This is a genomic window from Spirillospora sp. NPDC049652 (assembly GCF_040675125.1).
Classification (GTDB): Bacteria; Actinomycetota; Actinomycetes; order Streptosporangiales; family Streptosporangiaceae; genus Spirillospora.
Genome location: NZ_JBFAOF010000772.1, coordinates 1 through 3563, shown reverse-complemented (window position 1 = coordinate 3563; position 3563 = coordinate 1). Strand labels below are relative to the sequence as shown.

Annotated in this window: 3 protein-coding genes; all 3 read right to left on the bottom strand. The window is 71.5% G+C overall.

Translation table 11 applies throughout. The features are described 5' to 3' along the window. On the bottom strand, positions 1-844 hold an 844-nt coding region (locus AB0J52_RS32300), incomplete at its 3' end, for an ABC transporter permease (protein WP_500186610.1). Then, entirely contained in the window at positions 837-1625 is a 789-nt protein-coding gene (locus AB0J52_RS32295) for an ABC transporter permease (RefSeq protein WP_500186608.1), read from the bottom strand. The genes AB0J52_RS32300 and AB0J52_RS32295, both read right to left, overlap by 8 nt. A gap of 147 nt (positions 1626-1772) precedes the next feature. Beyond that, positions 1773-3278: a M1 family metallopeptidase gene (locus AB0J52_RS32290; RefSeq protein ID WP_500186607.1), complete on the bottom strand. Its 1506-nt coding sequence runs from the start codon at positions 3276-3278 to the stop codon at positions 1773-1775. Between the last annotated feature and the right edge of the window lie 285 nt (positions 3279-3563).

Genomic DNA, 3563 nt, shown 5'->3' with positions numbered 1-3563 from the left:
CGGACGGGGAGCGGCTGCGCATGGTCTTCTGGGACCAGCGCAGCCACGGCCGGTCCGGGAGGCGCAGGCCCGACCGCCACGCCAGCGCCGCCACCGCGCACAGCGCCGCCCCGACCGCGGGCGAGGCGAACCGCGTCCAGCCCGGCAGACCCAGCGGATCGGACCGGCCGAGCACGTACAAGGCGGGCTCCCAGTTCACGAACGCGAGTGGGACGACGAACGTCACGCCGCGGACGAAGTCGCGCGCGAACAGCGTCATCGGATACTGCGTCAGGAACGCCCCGCCGTAGGTGAGCGCCTTGGTCGCGCCGTGGCTGTTCAGCAGGACGAACTGCAGCGCCGCGCACAGCACCCAGAGCCCGCTGAAGATCACCAGACCGGACACCACCATGACCGGGACCATCGCGACCCGGCCAGCCGTCCAGCCGACCCCCAGCCGGGGCAGCGCGAACGCCAGGACCAGCGCCGGCGGGCCCAGCCGCGCGAACCGGCGCGGCGTGAAGTCCTCGGTCGCGATCTGGATCAGCGGGCTGACCGGGCGGACCAGCAGCGCGTCCAGCGTCCCGTCCCGCACCCGCTCGCCGAGCCGCTCGGTCGTGCCGAGCACGATGTCGGACGTCGCGAAGGACAGCGCCGACGTGCCGTACAGGAACAGCACCTCCGCCGAGGTGAACCCGGCGATGCGCGGCGTCCGGCTGAACAGCACCAGGATGCCCATGATGTCCAGGCCGGTCGTCACCATGGTGCCGAGGGCGAGCAGCACGAGCGACACCGGGTACTGCGCGGCGGCCCGGATCCACGTCCAGGCGAGCAGGCAGTAGGTCGAGACCGCGTCGCTAACCACCCTGCGCCTCCAGCCTGCGCTCGGCGGCGCGGGTCAGCAGCCGCCCGGCGGCGAGCAGCCCGGCGGTCCAGGCCGCCTGGAACGCCAGCCCGGACAGCAGCGCGCCGCCGGTGCGGCGGCCGAGGAACACGTCGGCGGGCACCTGGATCAGCCCGGACCACGGCAGCGCCCGCGCCACGTCCCCGAGCGTCTCCGGGAACGCGACGAGCGGCACGAGCATCCCGGAGAAGAACAGCGACAGCACCAGCGTCACCGCCTGGACGCCGCGCTCGTCGTGCAGCCAGAACTGCGACAGCGTGATCAGGTACCGCAGCGCGAAGCTCAGCAGGACGGCCAGCCCGAGCGAGACCGCGAACGCGGCCGCCGCGCCCGGCCCGGGCAGCCGCATCGTGAACAGCAGGCCGCCGACCAGCATCGGCGGCAGCCCGCGCAGGGCCAGCGTGGACGCGGCGCGCCCGATGTCGTCGGCCAGCCACCAGGCCTGCAGGTCCACCGGCCGGTGCAGGTCGATGGCGACGTCCCCGGACCGGACGCGCTGGGCCAGCTCCATGCCGCCGAAGATCTGCACCGGTCCGATCAGGGCCTGGGTGAGGAAGGAGAAGGTCACCGCGTCGCTCGTGTCGTAGCCGCCGAGCCCGGGCCGGGCGCGCCAGAGCGCGAGCAGGATCGCGGCGCGGACGACGCCGAAGAAGGAGTTGGTGACGGCTTCGGCCATCGAGCCGAGGGGATAGGCGGAGTATCGTCGCAGTGCGTACCAGGAGACCCACGGAATGACGCCCACTGGCCAGAAGCCTAAATCGCGCTCCGTGAACGATCCAGTGGTTTTCGTGGCCGGTCGGTGCCGTCCCCCGGGAACGGCAGAGCCCCGGGAAGCGGTACTTCCCGGGGCCCTGGTGACTCCGCAGCGGAGTGGTCTGCGGAAAACGGTCTACGGCAGCGGGGGCTTGCCGGTCGAGTAGACCCAGGTCTGGAAGAACGGGTTCAGGTCCTGCCCGGAGACCTTGTTCGCGAGCGCCACGAACTGCTCGGTGGTGGCGTTGCCGTAGCGGTGCGCCGCCGCCCACGTCCGCAGCAGCGTGAAGAACTTGTCGTCACCGATCTTCTCGCGGAGCAGCTGGAGCACGGTCGCGCCGCCGCTGTAGACGCGGTCGTTGAACATGGTGTCGCGCTGCGGGTCGGCGATCTTGACCGACCAGTACGGGTCGTCCGGCCTGTCGGGGAACGGGTAGGAGTTGTAGATCGTCCGGACCCGGTCGTGGACGGTCGCGCCGCCGTGCTTCTCGGTCCAGTAGTACGCCGACCAGGACGCGAAGCTCTCGTTCAGCCAGATGTCCTTCCAGCGCGCGACCGAGACGCTGTCGCCGAACCACTGGTGGGCGAGCTCGTGCGCGATGGTCGAGGTGCTCCGGACGGCCGAGTAGACCGGCTTGCTCTGCGTCTCCAGCGAGAACCCGAGCGGCTTGCCCTCGTAGACGGCGTTGTCGGCGATCGCCCCGGTCGTCTCGAACGGGTACGGGCCCCACGTCTTGGCCCACAGGTCGGTCGCCTCGGCGGTGGTGTCGGTGAAGAACTGCACCGCGTTCGGCTGGTTCGTCTCCAGGACGGGGTCGACCGCGACGTAGTTGTTCAGCCCGCCGGGCGTCCTGGACTCCTTGACGTTCCACTTGCCGATGTCGATCGTCGCCAGGTAGCTGGCCATCGGCTTGTTCTCGCGCCACCGGAACGTGCTGGCCCGCGTCGCGCCCCGGCGGCGGCTGAAGGAGGCCATGCCCTCGCGGCGGCCGTCGGGCAGCCCGTTGGCGACCACCGACAGGCCCTTCGGCACGGTCACCGTGTAGTCGTAGGTGGCCTTGTCGCTCGGGTGGTCGTTGACCGGGAACCAGGTGGACGCGCCGTTCGGCTCGTCCCCGATGAACGCGCCGTCGGGGGTCTTGAGGAACCCATAGGGCGAGCCGAACACGATCGGCGAGCCCACGATGGTCTGCGGAACGCCGCCGTAGGTGACCGCCACCCGGAAGGACGAGCCCTTCCGCAGCCCGTGCCTCGGCTTGATCTTGAGCTCCTGGCCGCGCCGGTGGAAGGACGCGCGCTGCCCGTTCACGACGACCTTCGCCACGTCCATTCCGGACAGGTCGAGATCGAAGGACGACAGGTTCTGGGTGGCCCGCGCGGTCATCGTGACCGTGCCGTCGAGCTGCCCGTAGTCGGTGTCGTAGGCGAGCCGGAGCGAGTAGTGCAGGGCGTCGTAGCCGCCGTTCCCCTCCAGGGGAAAGTAGGAGTCGCCCACGCCCTCCGCGCCGGGGGTGAACCGGACGTGGGAGGCGGCGGAGGCGGCGGGCGCGAACGCCACCGCGGTGACGGCGGCCAGCGCCAGCGGAAGCAGGCGGCCGGGAGTCCGGACGGTCGGGACGAGGCGGGGGGAGCGCCTGGCCATCGGGTGATCCTCTCCCTGGGGGATGGGTGAAGATCACGATGCCCCGAGGTGGGGCGAAAGTCGATAGATGTTCCTTTATTGGACCAATCACCCACCGAGTGACAACCGCCGCGCCCCCTCGCGCGTCGCGGTGCGTCCCCCCGCGGCTCCGCTTCGTCGCGCTCCCGCCGGCGCACGTCCCCGGACACGGCAGAAGGCCCCTCCGGGTGTAGGACGGAGGGGCCTTCGCCGCGGGACGGCCGTGGGGGCGACCACGGCCGGTGGGCCGGTCCGCCGGGCCGGTCG